Annotated in this window: 1 protein-coding gene; it reads right to left on the reverse strand. The window is 74.3% G+C overall.

Translation table 11 applies throughout. The features are described from left to right. On the reverse strand, positions 1–3,505 hold a 3,505-nt coding region (locus B082_RS0131295; protein WP_018555735.1), incomplete at both ends, for an SDR family NAD(P)-dependent oxidoreductase.

Consider the following 3,505-nt stretch of genomic DNA (forward strand, 5'->3'; position numbering starts at 1 on the left):
GGCGCCACCGAAGGCGCCGGCTCCGGGGTCTCCGTCTCGGGCGCCTCCTCCACGATCACGTGCGCGTTCGTCCCGCTGATCCCGAACGCCGACACGGCCGCGCGCCTCGGCTGCTCACCGCGCGGCCACTCCCGCGCCTCGGACAGCAGCTCCACCGCGCCCGACGACCAGTCCACGTGCGACGTCGGCGTGCCCACGTGCAGCGACTTCGGCATCAGGCCGTGCCGCAGCGCCAGCACCACCTTCATGACACCCGCGGCACCCGCCGCGAGCTGGGTGTGGCCGATGTTCGACTTCACCGAGCCCAGCCACAGCGGCCGGTCGTCGGGCCGGTCCTGCCCGTAGGTGGCGAGCAGCGCCTGGGCCTCGATCGGGTCGCCCAGCCTGGTGCCCGTGCCGTGCGCCTCCACCACGTCGACCTCGGCCGCCGCCACGCCCGCGTTCGCCAGCGCCTGCCGGATGACGCGCTGCTGGGCGGGGCCGCTGGGGGCGGTGAGGCCGTTGGACGCGCCGTCCTGGTTCAGCGCGCTGCCCCGGACGACGGCCAGTACGTGGTGTCCGTTGCGCCGGGCGTCGGAGAGGCGTTCCAGGAGCAGCACGCCGACGCCCTCGGCGAGGCCCATGCCGTCGGCGTCGTCGGAGAACGCCCTGCTCCGGCCGTCCTCCGCGAGGGCGCGCTGCCGGCTGAAGCCGACGAAGCCCGTGGGCTCGGCGGCGATCGTGGCGCCTCCGGTGAGCGCGAGCGAGCACTCGCCCGACCGCAGCGACTGCGCCGCCAGATGCAGGGCCACCAGGGCGGACGAGCATCCGGTGTCGACGCTGACGGCGGGGCCGTCGAGGCCCAGCACGTACGAGATGCGCCCCGAGGCGATGTTGGTGACCGTCCCGGTGATCAGGTGTCCCTCCACCCCCTCCGGGACCTGCCGCAGATTCGTGCCGTAGCCGTCGTTGCCAACGCCGAGGAAGACCCCGCAGGCGCTGCCGCGCAGGCTGTGCGGGTCGATCCGGCCGTACTCGATCGCCTCCCACGACGTTTCCAGGAGCAGCCGCTGCTGCGGGTCCATGGCGATCGCCTCACGCGGCGAGATCCCGAAGAACCCGGCGTCGAAGCGGCCCGCGTCCTGGACGAACCCGCCGCTGCGGGCATAGGTGCGCCCCGCTTCGTCCGGGTCCGGGCTGTAGAGCCCGGCGAGGTCCCATCCCCGGTCGCCCGGGAAGGCGGATATCGCGTCGCCGCCTTCGGCGAGCAGCCGCCACAGGTCGTCGGGTCCGCTGATCCCGCCCGGGAGCCGGCACCCCATGCCGATGATCGCGATGGCGTCGTCGTCGGTCGCGGGGACCACGGCCGCGGCGGGCGAAGTGGCGGTGTCCGTCCGGTCCTCTTCGGCGTCACCGAGCAGGGCGGTGTGCAGGTGCTGAACGAGGCGGTCGACGTCGGGGTGGTCGAAGACGAGGGTGGTGGGGAGCTTCAGGCCGGTGGCGGTGCGCAGCGAGTTGCGCAGCTCGACCGCGAGCAGCGAGTCGAAGCCGAGGTCGCGGAACGACCGCGTGTTCTCCAGGGCCTCCGCCGAGGCGTGCCCGAGTACGTGCGAGACGTGGGTGCGCACCAGATCGCGCAGCAGGATCTCCTGCGCCTCGGGGGCCAGCGGGCGCAGCCGCTCCAGGAGCGGGTTCTCGGCGGCGGCCGACGCTTCGCCTTCCGCCAGGGCGGCCCTGACCTCCGGGATCTCGTCGAGCAGCGGGCGCCGGCGGGCGGCGGTGAAGACGCGGCTGAAGTCCGCCCAGTCGACATCACCGATGACGATGAACTCCTCGTCGTCGGCCATCGCCTGCCGCAGTCCGGCCATCGCGGTCCGCGGGTCCATGAAGCGCATGCCGTACCAGTTCAGCGAACTGGACTCGGCCGCCGCCTCGCCCATGCCGTCGTCGGCGGACCACAGACCCCAGTAGATCGTCGTCCCGGTGCGGCCACGGGCGCGCCGGTTCCGGGTGACCGAGTCGAGGTAGGCGTTGCCCGCCGAGTACGAGCCGTGGTCGCCCGCGCCCCACAGTCCGGCGACGGACGAGTAGAGCAGGAAGGCGTCCAGGTCGCGGTCGAAGAGCCGGTCCAGGTTGGCGGTGCCGACCAGCTTGGCCGCCGCGCCGTCCTCGAACGCCGCGAGCCCCACGTCCCGGAGCGAGTCGAATCGGCTCACCCCGGCGCAGTGCACCACGGTCCTGATGGGCGGCGCCCCGTCGGCTTCCACCTCCGCGACGAGTCCGGCCAGCGCGTCGTAGTCGCAGACGTCGGCCGCGGCGACCGTCACCCGGGGCCCCATCGCCCGCAGCTCGTCGGCGAGTTGACCGGCGCCGGGCGCGTCGGGGCCGCTCCGGGAGACGAGCACCAGGTGCTCGGCACCGCAGGTCGCGAGCCAGCGAGCCGTGTGTGCGGCGAGACCGCCGGTGCCTCCGGTGATCAGGGCGGCACCGCTCGTCCGGAAGGCCGGTGCGGACGCGTCCCGGCGCGGGTCGCGCCGCAGCCGGCGCAGCAGCACCTCACCGGAGCGGATCGCGATCTGGTCCTCGTGGTCGCCGGCGCCCAGGGCGTCGGCCAGCAGGCCGGCGTCGCGGGCTGTTGGCTCGGCGGGCAGGTCGATCACTCCGCCCCACGCCTGCGGGTGTTCCAGGCCGAAGACCAGGCCCAGGCCCCAGGTGCTGCTCTGCTCGGGGTGGCCGACGCGGTCGGCGGGCCCGGCCGAGACCGCGTCCCGGGTGCACAGCCACAGCGGTACGGGCTCCTCCCGCTCCGCCACGGCCTGCGTCACCAGGAGGTTCAGGGCGAGTCCGGCGCTCAGCCCGGGGCGTTCGGGGTGCGCCCGCTCGTCCAGTGCGAGCAGCGACAGCACACCGGCCGCCCCGGCGTGTGCGGCCAGCGCCTCCGCGACCTGACGCCGGTCGTGCCCGGCGTCCAGCACCACGTGTACGGCCTCGGCCCCGCGCTCGCGAAGCCCGTCGGCGACCAGCGCGACGGTGTCGTCGTCCTGCCGGCCCGCCGCGCTCACCACGACCCAGGTACCGGCCAAGCGGGCGCCCGTGGTGCCCGTACGCGGCAGCCATTGGATGTCGTAGCGCCATGCGTCCAGCACCGCGTGGGCGGTCCGGCGTTCGCGCCACACGTCGAGCGCGGGCAGTACGGCGCTCAGGGGCGCGTCCTCGGCGAGGCCCAGTTCGCCGGCGAGCACACTGGTGTCGCCCGCGCGGACGGCCGCCCAGAACTCGGCGTCGACAGGGTCCTGCGCGCTCTCGCCGGAGCCCGCCTGCTCCTGATCCTTCAGCCAGTAGTGGTCGCGCTGGAAGGCGTACGTGGGGAGGTCGGCCCGTGCCGGGGGCGAGTCCGGGAAGGCGGCCGTCCAGTCGACCTCCACACCATGGACCCACAGCTCGGCGACTCCGGCCAGGAACCGGTCCAGGCCACCGTCGTCACGCCGCAGCGAACCGGTGACCACACTCTCGTCCGCGATCTCCT

This window comes from Streptomyces sp. ATexAB-D23 (genome assembly GCF_000373645.1).
Classification (GTDB): domain Bacteria; phylum Actinomycetota; class Actinomycetes; order Streptomycetales; family Streptomycetaceae; genus Streptomyces; species Streptomyces castrisilvae.